General features: G+C 66.0%; 20 protein-coding genes. 13 read left to right on the forward strand and 7 right to left on the reverse strand.

Translation table 11 applies throughout. From position 1 onward, the window contains the following. The first annotated feature begins 1,175 nt into the window (after positions 1-1,175). The 4 genes from ACMAUO_RS12280 (at position 1,176) to spt (ending at position 5,752) form a co-directional block, all read left to right on the forward strand. The gene (locus ACMAUO_RS12280) at positions 1,176-2,306 is read left to right on the forward strand and encodes a CDP-glycerol glycerophosphotransferase family protein (protein ID WP_420358253.1); all 1,131 of its coding nucleotides are present in this window, start codon (positions 1,176-1,178) and stop codon (positions 2,304-2,306) included. Positions 2,307-2,375: 69 nt separating this feature from the next. Beyond that, complete coding sequence (locus tag ACMAUO_RS12285) at positions 2,376-4,112, forward strand: fatty acyl-AMP ligase (RefSeq protein WP_420357291.1); 1,737 nt, start codon at positions 2,376-2,378, stop codon at positions 4,110-4,112. Positions 4,113-4,299: 187 nt separating this feature from the next. Next, positions 4,300-4,551 carry an acyl carrier protein gene (locus tag ACMAUO_RS12290; protein ID WP_182950899.1) on the forward strand — a complete coding sequence of 84 codons (252 nt, stop codon included), beginning with the start codon at positions 4,300-4,302 and terminating at the stop codon, positions 4,549-4,551. A 4-nt stretch (positions 4,552-4,555) separates the two neighbouring features. Further along, positions 4,556-5,752 (forward strand): serine palmitoyltransferase, encoded by a 1,197-nt coding sequence (gene spt, locus ACMAUO_RS12295; RefSeq protein ID WP_420357292.1) that lies wholly within the window; start codon positions 4,556-4,558, stop codon positions 5,750-5,752. Between the two features lie 83 nt (positions 5,753-5,835). Here the strand turns inward: spt and ACMAUO_RS12300 are convergent, their stop codons facing one another. After that, the gene (locus tag ACMAUO_RS12300) at positions 5,836-6,795 is read right to left on the reverse strand and encodes a hypothetical protein (protein ID WP_420357293.1); all 960 of its coding nucleotides are present in this window, start codon (positions 6,793-6,795) and stop codon (positions 5,836-5,838) included. A 5-nt stretch (positions 6,796-6,800) separates the two neighbouring features. Then, positions 6,801-7,772 carry a diacylglycerol/lipid kinase family protein gene (locus ACMAUO_RS12305; RefSeq protein WP_420357294.1) on the reverse strand — a complete coding sequence of 324 codons (972 nt, stop codon included), beginning with the start codon at positions 7,770-7,772 and terminating at the stop codon, positions 6,801-6,803. A 120-nt stretch (positions 7,773-7,892) separates the two neighbouring features. Here ACMAUO_RS12305 and ACMAUO_RS12310 point away from each other — a divergent pair, with 120 nt between their 5' ends. From ACMAUO_RS12310 to ACMAUO_RS12350, 9 genes are all read left to right on the forward strand, one after another. Continuing rightward, complete coding sequence (locus ACMAUO_RS12310) at positions 7,893-8,789, forward strand: metallophosphoesterase family protein (protein WP_420357295.1); 897 nt, start codon at positions 7,893-7,895, stop codon at positions 8,787-8,789. A gap of 25 nt (positions 8,790-8,814) precedes the next feature. Continuing rightward, positions 8,815-10,023, forward strand: a complete 1,209-nt coding sequence (locus ACMAUO_RS12315; RefSeq protein ID WP_420357296.1) for an LptF/LptG family permease — start codon at positions 8,815-8,817, stop codon at positions 10,021-10,023. Next, a complete protein-coding gene (locus tag ACMAUO_RS12320) occupies positions 10,020-11,126 on the forward strand; it encodes an LptF/LptG family permease (RefSeq protein ID WP_420357297.1) in 1,107 nt (368 codons plus the stop codon). Before ACMAUO_RS12315 ends, ACMAUO_RS12320 begins: the two co-directional genes overlap by 4 nt. Next, a complete protein-coding gene (locus ACMAUO_RS12325; protein ID WP_420357298.1) occupies positions 11,123-11,902 on the forward strand; it encodes a sterol desaturase family protein in 780 nt (259 codons plus the stop codon). The genes ACMAUO_RS12320 and ACMAUO_RS12325 overlap by 4 nt, the downstream gene beginning before the upstream one ends. After that, on the forward strand, positions 11,899-12,690 hold the full coding sequence (locus ACMAUO_RS12330) for an NTP transferase domain-containing protein (protein WP_473965178.1): 792 nt from the start codon (positions 11,899-11,901) through the stop codon (positions 12,688-12,690). The genes ACMAUO_RS12325 and ACMAUO_RS12330 overlap by 4 nt, the downstream gene beginning before the upstream one ends. A gap of 4 nt (positions 12,691-12,694) precedes the next feature. Then, the gene (locus ACMAUO_RS12335; protein ID WP_420357299.1) at positions 12,695-13,780 is read left to right on the forward strand and encodes a glycosyltransferase; all 1,086 of its coding nucleotides are present in this window, start codon (positions 12,695-12,697) and stop codon (positions 13,778-13,780) included. A gap of 84 nt (positions 13,781-13,864) precedes the next feature. After that, positions 13,865-14,362: an MmcB family DNA repair protein gene (locus ACMAUO_RS12340; RefSeq protein ID WP_420358255.1), complete on the forward strand. Its 498-nt coding sequence runs from the start codon at positions 13,865-13,867 to the stop codon at positions 14,360-14,362. A gap of 38 nt (positions 14,363-14,400) precedes the next feature. After that, positions 14,401-15,192, forward strand: a complete 792-nt coding sequence (locus ACMAUO_RS12345) for an inositol monophosphatase family protein (protein ID WP_420357300.1) — start codon at positions 14,401-14,403, stop codon at positions 15,190-15,192. A 197-nt stretch (positions 15,193-15,389) separates the two neighbouring features. Beyond that, on the forward strand, positions 15,390-16,214 hold the full coding sequence (locus ACMAUO_RS12350) for a lipid-binding SYLF domain-containing protein (protein ID WP_420357301.1): 825 nt from the start codon (positions 15,390-15,392) through the stop codon (positions 16,212-16,214). Positions 16,215-16,406: 192 nt separating this feature from the next. Here the strand turns inward: ACMAUO_RS12350 and mltG are convergent, their stop codons facing one another. The 5 genes from mltG to fabD all read right to left on the reverse strand — a co-directional run bounded on the left by mltG (position 16,407) and on the right by fabD (position 21,092). Next, positions 16,407-17,399 carry an endolytic transglycosylase MltG gene (gene mltG / locus ACMAUO_RS12355; protein WP_420357302.1) on the reverse strand — a complete coding sequence of 331 codons (993 nt, stop codon included), beginning with the start codon at positions 17,397-17,399 and terminating at the stop codon, positions 16,407-16,409. Between the two features lie 90 nt (positions 17,400-17,489). Next, positions 17,490-18,776, reverse strand: coding sequence for a beta-ketoacyl-ACP synthase II (gene fabF, locus ACMAUO_RS12360; protein ID WP_420357303.1), 1,287 nt, complete (start codon positions 18,774-18,776; stop codon positions 17,490-17,492). Between the two features lie 49 nt (positions 18,777-18,825). Continuing rightward, on the reverse strand, positions 18,826-19,065 hold the full coding sequence (locus ACMAUO_RS12365; RefSeq protein WP_012227163.1) for an acyl carrier protein: 240 nt from the start codon (positions 19,063-19,065) through the stop codon (positions 18,826-18,828). Positions 19,066-19,341: 276 nt separating this feature from the next. Beyond that, positions 19,342-20,091 carry a 3-oxoacyl-[acyl-carrier-protein] reductase gene (gene fabG, locus ACMAUO_RS12370; protein ID WP_114727346.1) on the reverse strand — a complete coding sequence of 250 codons (750 nt, stop codon included), beginning with the start codon at positions 20,089-20,091 and terminating at the stop codon, positions 19,342-19,344. Positions 20,092-20,120: 29 nt separating this feature from the next. Beyond that, a complete protein-coding gene (gene fabD / locus ACMAUO_RS12375; protein WP_420357304.1) occupies positions 20,121-21,092 on the reverse strand; it encodes an ACP S-malonyltransferase in 972 nt (323 codons plus the stop codon). Positions 21,093-21,103 lie beyond the last annotated feature (11 nt).

Consider the following 21,103-nt stretch of genomic DNA (forward strand, 5'->3'; position numbering starts at 1 on the left):
TCTGCTTAGTTACCCACTCAACCCAGCAGGGCCAAAGAAACTAGCAGGTCATTCCCACCAGGTCAAGAACCTCTGCCCCGGCGGTGAACAGCGATCTACACCCCACCCCACACACCGTCAACACAGGAGTTCAGAAAAAATCAAAAAAGTTGCTCGGCCATACGGTATTCCCCGGAAAACAGCCAATCCTGATCCAGGGCCATCCTAGCCGACCAAGCCCTCCCCTCCTCGGAAAGGGCATTTGCATCGTCGTCGCCCTTCATAATTTCTATTCCGCAGCCCTACTTCGTAGACGCAGGCTACTCTGAGGCAGCCGCACTTACCGCCCCGCGACAACATCAACACCACGCGACCTTCGACGTGGATTCCCCAATCTGGGTTCTGCTAGGCAGGTAAGGCTTCAGCCTCACCTACACAGCCACCCGCATCATTAGAGAGATAGTGGATTTTCAGTCATGGCTTACATCCCCTGAGCGACAGAGACCTGCCCGCTACCATCGGGTCCTGCGTTTCAGTCTGCCTCTAAATCTAACCAGAGACCTCGTGGTCTATGCGATCACGGTCATTGCCAGGATCTGACCCTCGCCTTGATCACCAACGCCAATGCCCTATGACAACCCAGATTGTCGGCGGCGTGTCAGGAGCCGGTTCGCGCCGGCTATGATCAGCTTGTCTAGCCAAATCGCCGCCGACACCGCCAAGCCCGGAATGATGATGCAGCAGCCCCTCTATCCCGAAACAGCCACCCGTAAAGGCAGGACATTACCGAACGGATGGAATGTTTGCCACGGCAGTCCAGCCTGACGGCCGGAAGAAATGGCTGCCTGCTGATAACCTTCGCGTTGCCGCCGGGGCACCCGACTGCAGCTGCGGGATCCCGCAGCAGTCAACATCGTGCTATGGATGAACGGTGCCGAGAATGTTGCCATTTACGACCTAACCATTGGAACCGCTGCCGATGACATTCCGTCGCACGGGCGCCCCTGTCATCGCACACAGCATGGATGTTGTCTTCTATCTGCCAATTCTGATAATCCTGCCACTGACTGGCGTGAAGCCAGCCAATGTCGGCGAAGCAATTGTCCTGATGCGCATGCAACAGGACACGGCACTGCATGCATGGCAAGCGTGGACGCCCGCCCCCCACAGACCTGCCTCCGTCACGCCCTGACCTGATGCGCATCGTTTTCCCCTTTATTGCTCAGCCACATCAGATTGCGCATTCGCTGCCGATCGCGATGGAGATCGCACGTCGGCATCCAGAGACAGCGGTCCATATTGCCTGCCTGACCGACGAGCAGGAAGCCTATATAAAGCGCTTGGCCAGTCTCTACCCTGATTCGCACGTCGTTTATGAGCGGCTAACTCTTCCCAGATTATTACGAAGGCAACTGACCCACCGCGGACCCAGCGTTCTGACCAGACTGGCAGCTCTGCTTTTCAACAAGAATTATTTCGAGACATTTCAGGCTATTGTCGTTCCCGAACGCACATCACTCTATCTGCGCTGGATGGGCGTGCGTAGCCCGCGCCTGATCTGGACCCGCCACGGCGCCGGAGACCGCGCGGTCGGCTTCGCCCGAGACGTCCGGCATTTCGATTTTATCCTGATGGCAGGAAGAAAGCTTGAAAATCGCCTTCTAAGCCAGGGTTCACTCCGCCCCGGGCACTACGTCACAGGCGTCTATGCCAAATTCGATCTCGTGCGCCTGATGCATAGCAACGCCGCGCCGCTGTTCGGCAACAGACGCCCAACAGTTCTCTATAATCCGCATTTCAATCCGCGGCTGACATCGTGGTATAAATTCGGTACTCAAGTTCTGGACTATTTTGCCGCTCAGGACCGATACAATCTTGTTTTCGCGCCGCATTACCGGCTGTTTGACGCACATCGCGACAGAGCTGCGAGCATCCTGCGCGCCTATGAGGGAATACCGCACATGCTCATCGATCCGGGCAGCACCAGGAGCGTCGACATGACCTACACGATGGGCGCCGACCTCTATCTCGGTGATGTCAGCAGCCAGGTCGCCGAATTTCTGATCGAGCCGCGTCCCTGCCTGTTTCTTGACGCGCATGAGACGAAATGGCACGACAATCCGGACTATCTGTTCTGGTCCCTGGGGCCGGTGATCGACACGGCGACCAGCCTTGACCAGGCACTGGATGGCGCCGTCGCCGGGCACCCGGATTTCCTTGACCGGCAGAAATCATATATACGCGAAACCTTCGGCCTCGCGGATATCGGGCCGACAGCGCCGATTGGCGCGGATGCCATCGTAGAATTCCTTCGAAAGGCGCATTGATGCGCGCTTTCGTTCTCGCTTTGAACCTGCCTTGATTACATGCTCCAGGTGGAAGATTCGTTACCTGAAATGACACTCGATCCGACTCCGACAGATTCTGGTCAGGCGCGACGCCTGGGCGATTTTGCAACGTTTCCAGAAGCTCTGGATTACGCTGCCCTTGGGGAAGCGGGATTCAACGTCTATTCCGGGCGTGGCCAATTGCTGGAGTCCCTCCCCTACCGAATGTTGCGCGAACAGGCCCTGGATGTCGCACGGCGGCTGCTGACACTGGGGCTGCGACCGGGTGACCGGGTCGCGATCGTCGCGGAAAGCGATGGCGATTTCGCCCGGATCTTTTTTGGCTGCCAATATGCGGGCCTGGTGCCGGCACCGCTGCCGCTGCCGGTCGCATTCGGCGGCCGCGAAGGCTACGTGACGACGCTGCGCGGCATGATCGAAAGCGCCGGTGCCGTCGCCGTGGTCGTGCCCGATATCATTGCCGGCTGGACAGGCGAGATCATCGACGGCTTCGACCTGCGCTTCGGCGGGAGCCCGGCCGAACTGATGGCCTTGCCGGTCGAGCCGGTCACCCTGCCGGCCGTCTCGCCAGGCGATCTGTCCTACCTGCAATTCTCCTCGGGCAGCACACGTTTTCCGATGGGGGTGGCGGTCACCCAGAAATCGGGCATGGCAAATGCCCGCGCGATCGCCCGCGACGGCCTGAAGGTCCGCGAAACCGGCGACCGATGCGTGTCGTGGCTGCCGCTGTATCATGACATGGGCCTCGTCGGCTTCTTCCTGACGCCGGTCACCTGCCAGTTGACCGTCGATATGCTGCCAACGCGCGAGTTCGCCCGTCGTCCCCATGTCTGGCTGGATTTGATCAGCCGCAATCGCGGCACCATCTCCTACAGCCCGTCCTTCGGATTCGAACTGTGCGCCCGCCGTGCGTCGACGGTTACGCTCGAACTGTCCTGCTGGCGCGTCGCGGGCATCGGTGGCGACATGATCCGTCACCACATCCTGGAGGAATTCGCCGAACGCTTCGCGGCATCGGGCTTCGACGGACGGGCCTTTACCGCCAGCTACGGCATGGCGGAGGCCACGCTGGCCATCAGCTTCGTGCCCCTGCACACGGGCATACAGACCGACACGGTCGATTTGCGCTTCCTGGAAACGCAGGGTATCGCGCGCCCGTCGAACGATCCCTCCCATGCCCTCAGGACATTCATCCTATGCGGCAAGGTTCTGCCCGAGCATGAGCTGGAAGTTCGTGACCCTGCCGGCCGCCCGCTGCCGGACCGCAAGGTGGGCACCATTTTCGTCCGTGGCCCCAGCCTGATGCGCGGCTATTTCAACCAGCCCCAGGAAACCCAGCGCGTTCTGGATGCCGACGGCTGGCTGAATACCGGCGACCTCGGCTACATGATCGACGGGCAGGTGGTCGTCACCGGCCGCGCCAAGGACCTGATCATCATCAACGGCCGCAACATCTGGCCGCAGGACCTGGAATGGTCGGCGGAAACCGAGATCGGCGCGCTGCGCAGTCGCGATGTCGCCGTCTTCTCGATCGACCAGGAAAAGGGCGAGAAGGTCGTCGCCCTGATCCAGTGCCGCGCCTCCACCCCCGAAGCCCGCGAAACCCTGCGCAACGAGGCCGCCAGCCTGTTCCGCCGCCAGCATGGGGTCGATGTCTCTGTCATTCTGATTCCGCCCCATACGCTGCCGCAGACATCGTCGGGAAAGCTGACCCGCGCACGGGCCAAGGCCATGCTGCTGTCGGGCGCCTTCGACTCGGTCAGCGAAACCGCATCGGTCGCGTGATCCGCTGGGGCCTGCCCCGACAGGCCCCAGCTTCAATACTGGCCATCCGACCGGATTTCGATATAAGGACATCCTCTTTTGTTGAGAGGGGGCGAGGCAGTCCGCCAGACTGCCCTGAGCCTCCCATGGCAGGCGGGGTTCGGGCACGTCATACGGAGACGGCTCCCGCAATAAGGATGCATTTATAATGAGTGAAACGGTCGCGGACGTCTCTGCCCTGATCATCCAGACGCTGCTGGCGAATCCCAAGGTTCCCCGCGACATCAGCGGCAGCAGCAAGATCGTCGAAGATCTGGCCTTCGATTCACTCGCGGTCATGAATTTCGTGATGGAAATCGAGGATTCCCTCGACGTGTCCGTTCCGCTCGACCGGCTTGCCGACATCCGCACCATCGACGACCTGGCCAACTGCATCGTGTCGCTCAAGCAGGGCGACTGACTCCATGTCGATCTTCTCCAAATACGAGCCGCTGGCCCGTTCGCTGGCGGCCGTGACCAATGGCGGAGGCCGCAACCCGTTTTCCGTCGTGATCGACCACCCCGTATCCTCGACCGTGGGTGTGATCGAAGGGCGCGAGACCCTGCTGTTCGGCACCAACAATTATCTGGGCCTCAGCCAGAGCGAAGCGGCGATCGAAGCCGCGATCGACACGCTGCGGACCCACGGCGTCGGCACTACCGGATCGCGCATCGCCAACGGCACCCAGGGCCTGCATCGCCAGTTGGAAGAACGCATTGCCGCCTTCTTCCGCCGCCAGCATTGCATGGTGTTCTCGACCGGCTACCAGGCGAATCTGGGCATGATCTCGGCCCTGGCCGGCAAGGACGATTACCTGCTGCTGGATGCCGACAGCCACGCCAGCATCTATGACGGCAGCCGGCTCAGCCAGGCGCAGGTCATCCGCTTCCGGCATAATGACGCCGACGACCTGCACAAGCGCCTGCGGCGGCTGCACGGCACCCCCGGTGCCAAGCTGATCGTCGTCGAAGGCATCTACTCGATGATGGGCGACGTGGTGCCGATGGCCGAGTTCGCGGCGGTAAAGCGCGAAACCGGCGCCTGGCTGCTGGCCGACGAGGCCCATTCCGTCGGCGTCATGGGCGAACATGGACGCGGCGTCGCCGAAGCCTGCGGGGTGGAGAACGATGTTGATTTCGTCGTCGGCACCTTCTCCAAGAGCCTCGGCACGGTCGGCGGCTACTGCGTTTCCGACCAGGACGGGCTGGACCTGATCCGCCTGTGCTCGCGCCCCTACATGTTCACCGCGTCGCTTCCGCCGGACGTGATTGCCGCCACCATGGCCGCCCTGAGCGAACTGGAACAGCGGCCGGAACTCCGGCACCGGTTGATGGACAACGCCCAGCGCCTGCATGCCGGCCTGAATGCCATCGGGCTGCGCACCGGCCCACAGGCCAGCCCTGTCGTATCGGTGGTGCTGGATGAGGTCGACCAAGCCGTGCGATTCTGGAATCGGCTCCTGGATCTGGGCGTGTACGTCAATCTCAGCCTGCCGCCCGCCACCCCCGACCAGCACCCGCTGTTGCGGACTTCGGTAATGGCGACGCATGACGCCGCCCAGATCGACCAGGCGATCGAAATCTTCGCCACCGTCGCCGGCGAACTGGGGCTCGGCCAGTAACGCCCCGTCCCCGCTCCTGCCGTCTTCAGACGGCAGGAGCGATCCGGATCGTCATGTGACGTGTCAGGCGCCCTGAACGCTCCTTACCGCCGGAAGATCCCTGCCCCCTTCAACCGCCAGAGCAGCCGAGGCAGGCAGATCAATGGGTGCCTGGCCTCGAACGGGGTCAAGGCGAGGTCGAAGCCGCTATGGCGGCGTATTTTCCACGCGATATAGCGCGCACCGCCAGCGAAGGTAAAAGCCGCCTTGAACAGGCGCGCGACATTCAGCGGACGCCCCAGATCGGCGCGTACCCGCCATTGGCGTCCCGCCCGGGCGCGTGCTTCCGCCGAAACCGCCGGGCACAATATCTCGCCCTCCCGCGCGAACGACAGGCCGGACGCCCCCCAGGCCGCCGGCAGCAGCGCCGCGAACCGCGTCCCCAACGCGCCAGCCAGCAGCATGGTGGAACGATTTCCCCCCTCGACCCGCAATTCCGCCGCATAGGTCCGGCGAAACAGGCTTTCCCAATAGGCCAGAGCCGATCCACGCTCCGGGCCAAGCATGGCCGCCCACCAGGCCGCCACCCCCACGGCGCGGATCAAACACCCCAGAATCGCATCGGCCGCCGCCGCGTCGCGCACCCAGACCAACCGCGCCGGCTGACAGAAACGGGCCCAGATCGTGGTGTCCAGGCAACCGCGCGCCGTCAGCGCCCGGAACTGCCCGAGGGTCAGAATGGCGACCTTGGCCCGGACAGACCGGCCGTCAATGATGCGCTCGTGATATTCGACATTCGGCGGCAACAACGCATTCGCCTCGCGCGCCGCCCTGCCGCGCGCCCAGTCTGCCTGCCGGTCCAGCACGATATAGAAATCGAGGATGCCCTCCGGATCCACCTGCCGCAGGCCCGACCCGTAGAACAGGACGCCGAGCACGGGCGCATCCCCGACCAGTTCGTCGACAAACGCCGTCACCGCCGGTTCCACCGGCCGGACCAGCTCCTCCGTCAGAATGCGGGCGACCCGCCCGGCAGCGAGAGGATCGTATCGCGCATCATCCATGAGAATCAGGCATTCCGGATAAAATCGAAGGCCGGCCCCGCCGACAGATAGGTCTGCCCGTCCGGACCGGAATCCAGGATTTCGCCGTCCAGCACGAAATCCCCTGCCTGCCGCAAGGCCAGATGATCAGCCCGGCCACGCTGGTAGGACGGCGAATGGTCCATCCAGGTCGTGGACCGCCCGCGCAGGACCGACCACGTCGCGGAGAGCAGATGTTCAGGAAAGGCCCCGACATTCAGATAGGAGAGCCCTGCCCCCTCCCGTGCCGCGAAGGGCCACATCCCTCCGGGCAGGCTGCCCAGCGTGGTGGCCATAAACAGGAAGCAATCCTCCGTCCGCGGCGCCTCTTCTCCCACCGCCAGCGTCACGGAATCGCCGGCCAGCCATTTGCGGCGCGTCGAGCGAAAGACCAACCGCCCCAGCGAAGACGCGATCGCAATCCCGACCGCCAGATCATGCGAAAAACGATTCAGGATAACCGGCCGATGGGCGATCCGGATTCCGCGCGTAAAGGCGGCAGCGCCATGAAACATCCCCAGCACCGCCGGCCGCGCCGGATCGGACCAGCGAACGGCCAGCACGTCGCGCCGCAGAATGCAACGCCGCAAGGCCCCCTCGCCAGCCAGGCGGCTCAACTGTTCGAGCGCTGCCGTACCACGCAGCCCAAATCCCACATCGGCGGCGATCAGGTTGGTATTCCCCGACGGCAGCACGACAAGAGCCGGCAACGCATCCGCCGGATAAGAGTGATGAATGGCGGACATAACGTCACTGACGGTCCCATCCCCGCCATCGATCGCGACCACCCCGACCTCGCGCCGGGCCAGTTCAGCCGCGATCCCGACCAGGCCAGCCCGGGACGCCGAATGGAAGAACAGCGGCCCCAGCGCCTGCGACGCCCGCTGACCGAACGAACCGTCTTCACGGCCATTCCGACGGCTGCGCGGATTATGAATCAGGGCAAACCGCTCGCTCACGCCCTATCGACCTTTCTTTGTGACACCGACATTCTCCGGGTCATAAGCCGCGTTCCCTGCATTATTGCAAGATCGTGAACGTCCAAAGACGGCCTGGCCGAGGACAGCGTGGAGAAAACCGTGAACGAGACGACCCTGGCCCACCTGTCCGATCTACACCTGGCGCATGACGGCCTGCGCTTCCCCGCATGGTCGCTTCTGAACAAGCGCATGACCAGCCAGTTCTCCTGGCGACGCCGGCGCCGGTTCCTGCATGTCGATACCGTCCTGGAAGCGCTCGTCACCGACCTCCGCGCGATGGCGCCGGACGCCGTCGCCCTGACCGGAGACCTGACCAATCTGGGCCTAGCGGTCGAATGCCGGCGCGCGGCAGCCTGGGTAGCAGCCCGCCTGCCCCAGCAGACCGCGATCATCCCCGGCAACCACGACATGCTGGTGCGCGCGCCATGGGATGCCACGCTGGGGGTCTGGAAACCCTGGATGGCGGCCCGGCCGGACGATTTCCCCTTTGTCCGACGTTTCGGCCCGGTGGCGCTGATCGGCGTCAATTCCGCCTGCCCCACCCCCTGGTTTTCCGCCGCCGGACGGATCGGCGCGGCCCAGGCCGCCCGCCTCACCGAAATCCTGCACGAAACCGGCCGCGAAGGCGCCTTCCGCGTTGTCATGATCCACCATCCTCCGGTTCCCGGCATCGTCACCCGCCGCAAGGCCCTGCAGGATACCGGACTGTTCGCGGCCGCCATCGCCCAGGCCGGCGCCGAACTGATCCTGCACGGCCACAGCCATCGCTCCGGCCTGTCCTCCCTGCCCGGCCCCACGGCAACGGTGCCGGTGCTGGGAATCGCCTCGGCCTCGATGCTGGCTCCGGGCCAGGAGCGCACGGCCGCATGGCATCATATCCGCATCGCCGGCACCGAACGCGGATATACCGCCGAAATCCGCCGCCGCCTGGTCGCACCGGGCCAGCCGGTCCGCGAACTGCCGCCCTGCCGCTTCGATGCCTATCGCCTCCCCTAGACGATGCCTGTATGAGTTGCCGGACATGACGCGCCCGCCTTTCCCTTCCACCGTGCTGCAAAGAATCACGCCGGGCACCCTCGACCGTTATCTGGTACGACAGATGGCACCGCCCTTCCTGATCTCGCTGGCGGTCGTGATGACCGCGCTGCTGCTGGAGCGGCTGCTGGTCCTGCTGAACGTCCTGGCGGCGGATGGCGGCACGCTCAAGGTCTTCGCAGGGCTGCTGGCCGACCTGATCCCCCATTATCTGGGCCTGGCCCTGCCGGCGGCCATCTGCGTCAGCGTCTTCGCCGTCGTGCGGCGCATGAGCCAGAACAACGAGATCGACGCCCTGATGGCCAGCGGCGTCTCGCTGCTGCGGATCGCGCGCCCCTTCATCCTCGTGGGCGCGGTCATGGGGCTGGTGGGGTTCAGCCTCTATGGCTTTATCCAACCCTATGCCCGCTACGATTTCCGGCAGGCGATGTATTTCGCCGCCCATGCGGGCTGGGCTCCTCATCTGCAAAGCGGGATGTTCGCCACCCCGGCCGACACGCTGATGCTGACGGCGGACCGGGTCGACGGCGCCGGCACCCGCCTGCATCACGTCTTCATCCGCGACCGGAGCGACGGGCTGGAACGTGACATTTCCGCCGAGAGCGGAACCTTGCGGATCGCCGACGACCGCACATCGGTCCGGCTGGACCTGGAGCACGGCACCATCGTCACCGAGCGTGAAGACGACACCCCGACGCTGGTGCTGTTCGACACCACCACCCGCATATTCAACACCGTCTCCCAGGCCCACGCCTTCCGCCTTCGCGGCAATGACGAGCGGGAACTGACCCTGTTCGAACTGCTGCACGACATACACACCGGCGATCCGACGATTCGCCGCCCCCATCTGGTGGCCGAACTCCATTTCCGCCTCGCCCGGGCGCTGGCCATTCCCTTCATCCCGATCCTCGCCTGCGCGCTGGCGGGCATGGCCAAGCGCCAGCGGCGCAATCTGGGCCTGGCGATCGCCGCCATCAGCCTGGTCGGCTTCGATCATGCGCTACAACTGGGGCTGAGCCTGGTCGCCAGCCGCGCGATGTCGCCCTGGCTGGTGATATGGGGGCCGTTCGTCCTGTTCTGCGGGTCCTGCGTCTGGCTGATCGTGCGCCGGTCCGGATCGGCGGGGGCCGGCCCGATCTGGGGGCGCCTCTTTGCCCGACGGCTGGGCCGCCCGGCGGCCAGCCCGTCCCCATGAGCCCGCTTCCTCCCTCGCCGACACGCCACGTCCTGATCGGCTACCTGACGCGCGAACTGCTCGGACGAATCCTGACGACAGCCGCGATCCTGCTGGCGCTGATGGAAGTCCTCGCGCTGCTGGAACAATTGACCCCGATCCTGGAGCGGCATCAGGGCGCGCGCGGCATCGCCTATTTCATGCTGCTGCACGCCCCCCTGCTGGTGGGCGGCACCCTGCCGCTGGCGGTCCTGATCGGCTCGCTGGTCCTGCTGGTACAGATGACGACCGGCAGCGAGATCGCGATCCTGCGCGCCGCCGGCCTGACCACCCCCGGCCTGACCCGCCTGATGCTGCCCGCGATCCTCGCGCTCGGCGTGGCCGGCGCCCTGGTCGACGACCAGATCACCCCGCGCACGGAACGGGCACTGGCAAGCTGGTGGAACCGCACCGATCCCCATCCGGAAGCCGGGCACGGCTTCTGGTTCCGCTCAGGCATGACCCTGGCCGATATCGGCTATGTCGCCCAGGGCGGGACGACCGTGACCCATGTCGACCTGTATCAGCGCGACCCGGGCGGCCGGCTGTTCCGCACCGTCCACCTGAACACGCTTCGCTATGCCAACGGCACCTGGACCGACGATGGCGGCCGCAGCCTGGAGCCGACGGGGGCGACCGTCCGGACGGCCACGCTGGCCCCGGCACCGGCGCTGGAGCATGGCTGGCCGGCCGGGCTGCGCCCCACGGACATGATCCGGCTGTCGATGGACACGCCCCCGCTTTCCACCGCCACCATCATCGCGATCCTGCGCGGGCACGCGCCCGCCTCACAGCCGCCAGCGGCGCTGCGCACCGCGCTGCTGGCACGGCTGCTCACCCCCTTCAGCTTTGCGGTAATGCTGTTATTGGCCTTGCCGGTGGTCTATATCCCACCACGAAGCGGAACACGGAGCTGGCTGCCGGTCTGGTGCCTGGGCGCCGGCCTGCTGTTCGTGGTCTTCCAGGGCATGCTGCGGGCACTGGGCAACGCCGGCACGCTGCCCGCCCCGGCGGCGACCCTGCCCGGCATCGTAATCTTTACGCTCGCCGTCTGTGCCCTGGTGTTGAGGATTGAAGAGAGATGATCGGCACGACCTTACACAACACGAACCTGCGCACCGGCCGAAGCTTCGACCTGGGGAAGATGAATCTCCGCCAGTTGTGGATCGCCTACCTGACCTATCCGACGATCCTGCTCTATATCGTCCTGGCCGCGATCGGCTTTGTGGTCCTGGCGCGGCACTTCCCCGGCATCGGGCCGACCCTGGTCGCCGCCGGCGCCGTCGTCGCGGTCTATCCGCTGGCATGGTACATGATCCATCGCTTCATCCTGCACGGCCGCTTCCTCTACCGGATGAAATGGACGGCGACGCTGTGGAAGCGCATCCATTTCGACCATCACCAGGACCCGCACCTGCTGGACGTGCTGTTCGGTTCGCCGCTGAACACCATCCCCACCATCGCCATCATCACCCTGCCGATCGGCTACCTGATCGGCAATGTCGGGGGGGCCGCGGCGGCCATGGGCACCGGGCTGGTCATCACCTGCATCTACGAATTCTTCCACTGCATCCAGCACCTGAACTACAAGCCGCGGATGCGCTGGATCCAGAAGATGAAGCAGCGCCACGTCCTGCATCATTTCCATGACGAGGACGGCAATTACGGCATCACCAGCTTCGTCGTCGATCGCGCCTTCGGCACCTATTATGTCGATGCCCGCGCCCGGCCGCGCAGCCCGCATGTCTTCAACCTGGGTTACGACCTGGAGGAAGCCAACCGCTATCCCTGGGTGATGGAACAGACCGGCGCACCGCCGCGCGACCGGCCCGACGGCGCGACATCGCGGAACGCGGCGTGACATCCACCCGATCCGCGCCCGGCCCGCTGACCGTCCTGGTTCTGGCCGGCACCCGCGCCGGCGCGGCGGACCCGATGGCCACCGCCGCCAACGTCTCGCACAAGGCGATCCTGCCCGTGGCCGGCCAGCCGATGATCGCACGCGTGCTCGACGCGCTCGCCGCCTGCCCCCGCATCGGCCGCATCGTCATCAGCATCGAAACCCCCGGCATCCTGGAGGGGCTCGAACTCGACCATCCAGTGGACTTCCTGCCGCCGGCCGCCGGCCCCAGCGCCAGCGTGATGGAAGCCCTGCGCACGCTCGGCACCCCCCTGCTGGTCACTACCGCCGACCATGCCCTGCTTCGCCCGGAATGGATCGACACCTTCCTCGATTCCGTCGATGCGAACTGCGACATGGCCGCGGCCGTCGCCATGGAGGCCGACATCGCGCGCGATGTCCCCGGGACGAAACGCACGATGATCCGCCTGGCCGACGGCGCCTTTTCCGGCTGCAACCTGTTCCTGTTCCGCACACCCACCTCAATCGGCGTCGTGGAGCTGTGGCAGCGCATAGAGCAGGAACGCAAACGGCCGATCCGCATGGCGCGCCTGCTCGGCATCGGCACCCTGCTGCGCTACATGACCGGCGGCCTGACCCGCGCGGCCCTGTGCGCGCGGGTGGGCAGCCTGAGCCAGGCCTCGGTCAAGCTGGTGCCCCTGCCCGACGGCCGCGCCGCCGTGGATGTCGACAAGCCCGCCGATCTGCTCCTGGTCGAATCCCTGCTCCGGAAGCCCACCGCCGCATAATCCCATGCGCATCGCCTATATCATCAACTCCCTGGAGGGTGGCGGCGCCGCCTTCCCCGTGCCCGACATCACCGATGTCCTCCGCCGCGCCGGGCACGATGTCGCGGTTTTCGCGCTGCGGCGCCGCGACGGCCGCGCACTCCCTGCTCTCCAGGCTGCGGGCCTGCCGGTCCACATCCGGGCCGGAAAGGGAAACGACCATCTGTCCGCCCTGCTCTGGCTGGGCCGGCAAATGGCGGAATGGCATCCGGACCTGATCTGGACATCACTGACGAGGGCCACCGTCACGGGTCAGTTGATCGGATTGTCACGACACATTCCCGTCGTCAGTTGGCAGCATAATGCCGGCCTCGCCCCGGCGAATATCCGCCTGCTGCGCGCTCTGCGAGGCCTGAGCCGGCTATGGGTCGCGGACTCGCGCTGCGTGCAGGCGTTCATGCAAGACCGCCTGGCCATTCCGCCCGACCGCGCCGCTTTATGGCCGATCTTTCGCGCCGATCCGGCCGCTCCCATCGCCCGACCATGGCAACCCGGCGAAACTGTCCAGATCGGCTCGCTGGGGCGGCTGCATCCCGCCAAGGGCTACGATATCCTTTGTCACGCCCTGGCATTGCTGAAAACCGCCTCGTCCCTTCCCCCTTTCCGGATTTCGATCGCCGGCGAAGGCGAAGCCCGGCCACAGATCGAGGGGCTGATCCGCGACCACAATCTGAAGACTCTCCACCTGACCGGCTTCTCAACCGATCCGGCGGATTTTCTGGCCACCCGGCATGCCTATGTCCAGCCGTCCCGACGCGAGGGCCTGTGCATCGCCATGCATCAGGCGATGCAGGCAGGCCTCGCTTCCGTAGCCTCCTCGGTCGGCGAAATCAGTTGCACGGTCCAGAATGGCGTATCGGGCCACCTGGTCCCTCCCGGCGATCCCCCGGCGCTGGCGGCGGCGCTGGCGGACATGTTGCGCCAACCACATGCCATCGCCACCATGGGACAGGTCGCACGCAACCGGGTGCTGGATCTGTTCGCTCCCGAACGGTTCGATGCCGCCGGTCTTGCGATTCTGGATCGGATTGCCACCACGCATCGCGGCTGACCCTCGCTCATGATCGTCCGGCCACGCAAGCGGCCTCCCGCGACGGTCGTGACGCGCCGCCCCACCCGTGGCATGGTGCGGTCGATGCCCATCGACCCCGTACAGAACCAGATCGCCATCCGCCGCGCGGTCAACCATCTCTGCGGCCAGATGGGCTGGGCGGCGCTAAACGAACTGGTCCTGCCGGACGGTCGCCGCGCGGATGTCATGGCCCTGCGGCCGGACAACGGATTCGTGTGTATCGAGATCAAATCCGGCCCACGCGATTTTCTCACCGACCAGAAATGGACCTGCTATCGCGACTGGTGCGACCAGCTTTTCTTCGCCGTCGATCGCACCTTTCCCCTCTCCCTGCTGCCCGAGGCGACCGGGATCATGGTCGCGGATACCGATGCGGTGCCCGACGGCCTGAACGTGATCGCCGAAGCCGCCATCCTCCGCTCCCCCGTCCCGACGACCCTGGCCGCCGCCCGCCGACGCAAGCTGACATGGCTGTTCGCCACCCAGGCGGCCGGACGGCTGGCCCGGCTGGACGACCCCGCCATCACCACCGCCCTGCGCACCGCCCGGCGGGTCGAATGATGCCTTACCGCCCCTCACCCACGCTGAAAGGTTCCCCGATGTCCGATGCCGCCATCCTGTGCCGGTTCGAGGCCGCGCGCTCCATCGTCCGTGATGCGGCGGACCTCGCCATGGCGATGCGCCCACCGCCGGGCGGCCCGTCAGGCAAGCAGAAAAGCGCCCAGGACTGGCTGACCGAAGCCGACGGCGCGGTCGAGGCCCTGATTTCCGAACGGATCGGCACCCTGTTCCCCGAGGACGGATTCCAGGGCGAGGAAGAAGGGCGCACCCGCACCGGCCGCCTGCGCTGGGTGGTCGATCCGATCGACGGCACCTCGAACTATGCGCGCGGCCGTTCGCGCTGGTGCGTCTCGCTGGGCCTGATGGATGGCGACCAGCCGGTCGCCGGCATCATCCAGGCGCCCGCGCTGCACGAGACCTATACCGCCGTGCGCGGCCATGGCGCCTTCCTCAACGGCCGGCCGATCAAGGCCTCGCCAGTCACCGACACGCGCTCCGCAATGGTCGAAATGGGCTGGAGCAACAAGGTGCCCGACGGCATCTACGCGGCGAAAATGGCCGCAATCCTGGAACTGGGCGCCATGCCCCGCTCCGGCGGCTCCGGCGCGCTGGCCCTGGCCGATGTCGCGTGCGGCCGGCTGGACGGCTACCTGGAAATGGTGATCAATCTGTGGGACGTCGCGGCGGCGCTGGTGCTGCTGGAGGAAACAGGGGCCCGGTTCTCCCCCTTCCTGCGCGACGGCGGGCTGGATCGCGGCATCACCCTGCTGGCGACGGCACCGGGAATCGCCACCGATCTGGCGGTAGCGCTCGCAGTACCGCTGGACTGACCGGCTGTCAGCAGCCATGGTTACGCCATAAAAATCCGGCAGGAGACGGGGCGCGGGCCGAAATGCCGGCCACACGCCCACCCCTGCTTCACGGTAGCGTGGCCGGGCGAGTCCGGCCGCGCGATATCGATATGATCTGCTCGGCATTCTGCGGCACGGACGGTCCGGAGGTCGCGCGATGCCGAAAGTTACGGAGCATGCCCTTGCGAGACGGTCTTTCCCGCAGAACCCTGGCCCTGGCGGCCATCGCGCTGGCGCTGCCGGCGGCGCCCGCCCTGGCTGCGGGCGAACGGCAGCAGGCCCTGGTGGACCGCGCCACCCTGACCGTGCGCGAGATGTTCAGCGGCGCCCGCCCGGACAGCAAGATTACCCGCTACATGAGCCAAGCGCGCGCGGTCATGGTCTGCCCGTCCATCTTCCGCATGTCGATCGGCTTCGGCGGCGCGGGCGGCGGCTGTGCCCTGCTGTCGCGCGACGCACGCGGATCATGGTCCGATCCGGCCTTCTACACGCTCAGTTCGGCCAATGTCGGAATCCAGCTCGGCATGCAGGATTCCCAGATGATGTTCTTCGTCATGACCGATCGCGGCCTGCAGGCCCTGCTGGACAGCCAGTTCCAGTTCGGCGCCAATGCCGCAGCCTCGTTCGCGACCATGGGCTCCGGCATCGAAAGCGGCACGGCCGGCGAGCGCAATACCGACATCATGGCGTTGCAGAAATCCGAGGGCCTGTTCGCAGGTGCCGCGCTGGGCGGCTCGAAACTGACGGTCAACAGCGGCGCGAACCGCGCCTATTACAATCAGATCGTCGGCCCCGAGGACATCGTCATCTCGATGCGGGTGAATAATCCCGGCGCCGACCCCCTGCGCGCCGCATTGAGCGAGGTACAGGCCCGGGCCACGGCCGGTGCGCCCGCCGCGCCCCCGCCGGCCTATGCCCAGCCCGGCCCCGGCGCCGAACCCTCACAGGTTGCGGTCCCCTCGTCCGGCCCGGTCAGCAGCCAGCCCCTTTCGCCTCCCTGAAAGCCTGACCGTCAATGCGGTCAGACCTCAGAGGCTGTTTGAAAAGTCGGCCTGCCGAGCGAGAGTGCCGCGCAGCGGCTCGGCCGTCATGTGTTTCCGAGCATCGGAGCGGAGCGGCCTTGCTGGCCGTGAGCACCGAAGCGCAGGAAACGCACGCCGGATCGCCGGCAGGGTGACGTTGCAAACAGCCTCTCACTTGCCCGGTACCTGGCGTGCACGCCAGGCACCGACATTGCGGTTGTGCTCCGACAGGCTGCTGGCAAAGGCATGCCCCCCATTGCCATCGGCGACGAAATACAGCGCGTCGCTCTCAGCGGGATGCGCCACCGCCTCCAGTGACGCCAGGCCGGGCGCACAGATCGGCCCGGCCGGCAGGCCCGGCAATGTGTAGGTGTTATAGGCACCGGGCGCGTCCAGTTCGGCTCGCGTCAGGCCATGGCCCAGCGGCCCCGCCCCGCGATTGATCCCATAAACCACGGTCGGATCGGATTGCAGCCGCATGCCCATGCGCAGCCGGTTGAGAAAGACGCGAGCCACCAGCGGGCGTTCAGCCGCGATCGCAGTCTCACGCTCCACCATCGAGGCCAGAACCACCAGCGTGCGCCGATCGGGAATCTCCGCCAGAGGCACCCGATCGCGCCAGACGGTCTCCAGCGTCGTCTCCATGGCCGCCTGCATCCGCGCCAGCAGCGCGGCACGCGGCGTTCCCCATTCATAATCATAAGTCTGCGGCAGAACGCTGCCCTCGGCTGGCGGCACAAGCGGCGGGCCCGTCAGCACCGGCGCCCGGTCGATCAGATCAGCCACCTGAAGGGCGGAAAACCCCTCGGGCACGGTCAGCCGATGCACCACCGGCCTGGCATGGCGCAATACGAACAGCACGTCGCGGAGCGAGGCATGGGCCGGAAATTCCAGTTCCGCCGCATGCAGAACGCCATCATGACGGGTCAGATGCACCGCCGTGCGAAACAGCAAGCTGCCGACCCGCCCCGGCGCGATCACCCCTTCGCGTTGCAAGATGGCCGCCGTGCTGGCTAGGCCGCCACGGGCCACGACCACCGCGCGGGGCTCCGGTGCCGGTCCGGGCGCGCCATATTGCCACCATCCCCAGGCGGCCACGCCCCCGCCTGCCGCGCACACCACCAGCAGCAGGCCCAGGCTGAAAATCAGAAGACGCTTGAGCATGATGCTCTTTTTTCCGCGTCACGATGCCGAAGACAAGGCCCCCGGACGCGGATCAGGCTGGCACGCCCGATCCGTCAGTCCGTGCAAGGCTCAGACGCCGCGTACGATGACGCTGGCGTTGGTCCCGCCGAACCCGAAGCTGTTCGACAGGGCAATATCGATCTTGCGGCGCTGGGCCTCGTGCGCCACGCGGTCGATCACGCTTTCGGTGGACGGATTGTCCAGGTTCAGCGTCGGCGGCGCGACATTGTCGCGGATCGCCAGGATCGAGAAAATCGCCTCGACGGCACCGGCCGCACCCAGCAGATGGCCGATCGCCGATTTGGTCGACGACATCGCGACCTGGCTCGCGGCATCGCCGAACAGACGCTCGACCGCCTGCAATTCCAGGTCATCGGCCATGGTCGAGGTGCCATGGGCATTCACATAGCCGATATCGGAGACCGAAATGCCGGCGCTGCGCACGGCGGACTGCATGGCGCGATAGGCACCTTCATGTCCCTCGGCCGGCGCGGTGATATGGTAGGCATCGCCGGACATGCCGTATCCGATGATCTCGCCATAGATCTTGGCGCCGCGCGCCTTCGCGTGCTCGTACTCTTCCAGCACCACGATGCCGGCGCCCTCGCCCATGACGAAGCCGTCGCGATCGCGATCCCAGGGGCGCGAGGCCTTGTCCGGGGCATCATTGAATGCGGTGGAGAGCGCGCGGGCCGAACTGAACCCGGCGATTCCCAACGGGCAGACCGCCGCTTCGGCACCGCCGGCCACCATCACGTCGGCATCGCCGAGCATGATCAGGCGCGAGGCATCGCCGATCGCATGCACGCCGGTGGCGCACGCGGTCACGACCGAATGGTTGGGGCCCTTGAAACCGTATTTGATCGAAACATGGCCGGAGACCAGATTGATCAGCGCGGACGGGATGAAGAAGGGCGACAGGCGACGCGCCCGCCCCTCATGCACCGTGATCGACGCATCATAAATCGTCTGCAGGCCGCCGATGCCCGAACCGATCATCACGCCGGTCCGGCAACGGTCTTCCTCGGATTCGGGCTTCCACCCGGAATCCTCGACCGCCTCGGTCGCCGCGACAAGGCCCAGATGGATGAAGCGATCCATCTTCTTCTGGTCCTTGACCGGCACCCAGTCGGACAGGGTCAGGCAGCCCGTCTCGGTCGGCCCGGCCGGCACCTCGCCGGCGACATGCGCCGGCAGGTCCGACGGATCGAACGAGGCGATGCGGCCGATCCCGCTTTCGCCGGCGATCAGGCGCGACCAGTTATGTTCGAGCCCGAGCCCGAGCGGGCTGACAATGCCCATACCGGTAACAACAACGCGCCGATGTCCCGACGCTCCTCCGGCAGATTGTATCAACCCGCACCGCTCCCTGATCACAAAATCCGACGTTCCGGTAGAAGCAGCCTCAGGCGGCCTTCTGCTTCTCGATGTAGTCGATGGCGTCCTTCACGGTCGCGATCTTCTCGGCCGCATCTTCCGGGATCTCGACGCTGAAAGCCTCTTCGAAGGCCATCACCAGCTCGACCGTATCCAGGCTGTCCGCGCCCAGATCGTCGATGAAGGAGGCCTCCGGCGTGACCTTGCTTTCCTCGACACCGAGGTGCTCGACCACAATCTTCTTAACCTTGTCAGCGATTTCGCTCATCTGTCTTCGCTTCCTGTCTGCCCCAATGAGATACGGGCGGTTCGAAATTCATTCGTCCTGTCTGACGTCCCGCGAAGCGGAACCGCCGGAACATGCCCAGCCCGCTTCCGGACGAAGCAGCGGCGGATTAGCACGGTTCCTCGGCAATAGCCAAGGCGGCGGATCTTCTTTCCGTCATAATCCGCTGCCGAAGCCTGAAATCCGGCTCCGCAAAATCGGCCTGTTGTCCGCCATATCCCTGCCTGCGTCCAGCGGAATCAGCGTGTTCCCCGTCGATCAGGGCATTGCCATCCCGCCATTGACGTTCAGCGTCGTGCCGGTGATCCAGCCGGCCTCGTCCGATGCCAGATAGGCGACGGAAGCGGCAATATCCTCGGGCTTGCCCATCCGGCCCAGCGGAATGCCGCCCAGCAGCTTCTCGCGCTGCGCCTCCGGCAGCACGTCGGTCATCGCGGTCTGGATAAAGCCCGGCGCCACGACATTGACGGTCACGCCGCGCGATCCGGCCTCCTGCGCCAGGGATTTGGTCATGCCGATCATGCCCGCCTTGGCCGCCGCATAATTCGCCTGGCCGGCATTGCCGGTCACGCCGACGATCGAGGCGATGCTGACGATTCGCCCGGCCCGACGGCGCAGCATGCCCTTCAGCACGGCGCGGCACAGGCGGAAGGGGGCGGCCAGGTCCACCTCCATCACGCGGTTCCAGTCCTCGTCCTTCATGCGAATCGCCAGCCCGTCCCGCGTCAGGCCCGCATTGTTGACCAGGATATCCAGCGGCGCACCGGCCGCGACCTCGGCGGCGGCCACCAGCGCGTCGGCCGCCTTCGGGTCCGACAGGTCGGCGGGGCACACATGGACCCGCTCGCCATCGGGCGCGATCTCGCTGGCCACAGCGGCCAGCACGGCCTCGCGCGTGCCGGAAAGCACCACCCGCGCCCCCTGGGCATGCAGGGTCCGCGCGATCGCGGCACCGATTCCCCCCGATGCGCCCGTCACCAGCGCGGTCTTGCCATCCAACCTGAACATCAGCCCGTCCTTGCCTGAAAAATCATCTCTCATAGCGATGCGAGAAACGCCTCGATATCCGCCGGGGTGCCGACCGAACGGGTCGCCGCGTCGGGCGCGATGCGCCGCACCAGTCCGGACAGCACCTTGCCGGCCCCCAGTTCCACAAAACTGTCGACGCCCATCGCCGCCATTGCCTCGACACTCTCGCGCCAGCGCACGGTGCCCGTCACCTGCCGCACCAGCAGGTCGCGAATCGCCTGCGGGTCGGTCACCTTGGCCGCCGAGACATTGGCCACCAGCGGCACCACCGGCGGCGCGATCTCGGCCCGCTCCAATGCCTCGCCCATCGCGTCGGCCGCCGGCGCCATCAGCGAGCAATGGAACGGCGCCGACACCGGCAGCACCACCGCCCGCTTCACCCCGCGCGCCTTGGCAATCGGAATCGCCCGCTCGATCGCCGTCGCCCGGCCCGAAATGACGATCTGTCCCCCGCCATTATCGTTGGCCACCTCGATGATTTCCGTGCGGTCCGGCTCGCCCTCCACACGCAGGATCGCGGCCTCGGCGCAGATCGCCCGCGCCTGCTCCAGGTCCACGCCGATCAGCGCCGCCATCCCGCCCTCACCGGCGGGCACCGCCTTCTGCATCGCGGTGCCGCGCAGGCGCAGCAGGCGCGCCGTCTGGGCGATCCCAAGCGACCCCGCCGCCGCCAGCGCCGAATATTCCCCCAGAGAATGCCCGGCCACCAGCGCGGCCACGCGCTTCAGTTCCAGCCCGCCTTCCTTTTCCAGCACCCGCAGCACCGCCAGCGACACCGCCATCAGGGCGGGCTGGGTATTCTCGGTGCGGGTCAGGTCCTCCATCGGCCCTTCGAAGATCAGGGCCGAGAGCTTCTGGTCCAGCGCATCGTCCACTTCCTGGAACACCTCGCGCGCCGGGGCGAAGGCTGCGGCCAGTTCGGCCCCCATTCCAACGGACTGGCTACCCTGACCGGGGAAGATGAAGGCGTGAACGGTCATGCTGTCCTCAT

Origin of the sequence: Gluconacetobacter brunescens (genome assembly GCF_048695475.1) — a bacterium.
Lineage (GTDB): Bacteria > Pseudomonadota > Alphaproteobacteria > Acetobacterales > Acetobacteraceae > Gluconacetobacter.

What these genes read in the sequence shown, in the direction of transcription:
- fabG (WP_114727346.1), bottom strand. Translation starts at nt 20,091, where the DNA reads ATGTTCAGGTTGGATGGCAAGACCGCGCTGGTGACGGGCGCATCGGGG.
- ACMAUO_RS12350 (WP_420357301.1), top strand. Translation starts at nt 15,390, where the DNA reads ATGCCCTTGCGAGACGGTCTTTCCCGCAGAACCCTGGCCCTGGCGGCC.
- mltG (WP_420357302.1), bottom strand. Translation starts at nt 17,399, where the DNA reads ATGCTCAAGCGTCTTCTGATTTTCAGCCTGGGCCTGCTGCTGGTGGTG.
- spt (WP_420357292.1), top strand. Translation starts at nt 4,556, where the DNA reads ATGTCGATCTTCTCCAAATACGAGCCGCTGGCCCGTTCGCTGGCGGCC.
- ACMAUO_RS12280 (WP_420358253.1), top strand. Translation starts at nt 1,176, where the DNA reads ATGCGCATCGTTTTCCCCTTTATTGCTCAGCCACATCAGATTGCGCAT.
- ACMAUO_RS12315 (WP_420357296.1), top strand. Translation starts at nt 8,815, where the DNA reads ATGACGCGCCCGCCTTTCCCTTCCACCGTGCTGCAAAGAATCACGCCG.
- ACMAUO_RS12365 (WP_012227163.1), bottom strand. Translation starts at nt 19,065, where the DNA reads ATGAGCGAAATCGCTGACAAGGTTAAGAAGATTGTGGTCGAGCACCTC.
- ACMAUO_RS12320 (WP_420357297.1), top strand. Translation starts at nt 10,020, where the DNA reads ATGAGCCCGCTTCCTCCCTCGCCGACACGCCACGTCCTGATCGGCTAC.
- ACMAUO_RS12325 (WP_420357298.1), top strand. Translation starts at nt 11,123, where the DNA reads ATGATCGGCACGACCTTACACAACACGAACCTGCGCACCGGCCGAAGC.
- ACMAUO_RS12345 (WP_420357300.1), top strand. Translation starts at nt 14,401, where the DNA reads ATGTCCGATGCCGCCATCCTGTGCCGGTTCGAGGCCGCGCGCTCCATC.
- ACMAUO_RS12300 (WP_420357293.1), bottom strand. Translation starts at nt 6,795, where the DNA reads ATGGATGATGCGCGATACGATCCTCTCGCTGCCGGGCGGGTCGCCCGC.
- ACMAUO_RS12340 (WP_420358255.1), top strand. Translation starts at nt 13,865, where the DNA reads ATGCCCATCGACCCCGTACAGAACCAGATCGCCATCCGCCGCGCGGTC.
- ACMAUO_RS12285 (WP_420357291.1), top strand. Translation starts at nt 2,376, where the DNA reads ATGACACTCGATCCGACTCCGACAGATTCTGGTCAGGCGCGACGCCTG.
- fabD (WP_420357304.1), bottom strand. Translation starts at nt 21,092, where the DNA reads ATGACCGTTCACGCCTTCATCTTCCCCGGTCAGGGTAGCCAGTCCGTT.
- ACMAUO_RS12290 (WP_182950899.1), top strand. Translation starts at nt 4,300, where the DNA reads ATGAGTGAAACGGTCGCGGACGTCTCTGCCCTGATCATCCAGACGCTG.
- ACMAUO_RS12335 (WP_420357299.1), top strand. Translation starts at nt 12,695, where the DNA reads ATGCGCATCGCCTATATCATCAACTCCCTGGAGGGTGGCGGCGCCGCC.